Raw genomic sequence first — 376 nt, 5'->3', positions numbered from 1 at the left:
CACATCGCTGCCGCTGGCGGCCAGCGTGGACCGGTTCTCCGTCACCGCCCCCGGCGCCGTCGCGGTGAACCAGCCGCCGGTCGCCGCGTTCCTGGTCGCCGCGGCCGGACTCTCGGTGAACGTTGACGGATCCGGGTCGTCCGATCCCGACGGATCGATCGCCTCCCACGCGTGGGCGTTCGGCGACGGTGCGACGGCGTCCGGTGCGCTGGCCTCCCACACCTATTCCGCAGCCGGCAGCTACACCGTGACCCTGGTGGTCACTGACGATGCTGGTGCGACGACCGCCACGGCCCGAACCGTGACTGTGGTGGCGCCGCCGGCCGGGGTTGCGGCTCTGGATGGCTTCGGTCGGAGTGGGTCTGGTTGGGGTAGT

At 71.8% G+C, this 376-nt stretch carries 1 protein-coding gene; it reads left to right on the top strand.

Features of this window, described 5'->3' with window-relative positions; all coding sequences use genetic code 11:
* Window positions 1-376: PKD domain-containing protein (locus tag IFY26_RS17585; protein WP_232550303.1), on the top strand; the 376-nt coding region annotated here is incomplete at both ends.

The organism is Propioniciclava soli, from assembly GCF_014858005.1.
Lineage (GTDB): Bacteria > Actinomycetota > Actinomycetes > Propionibacteriales > Propionibacteriaceae > Propioniciclava > Propioniciclava soli.
Note: the sequence above shows the minus strand (reverse complement) of the source record. Positions and strands in the feature narration are given on the sequence as shown.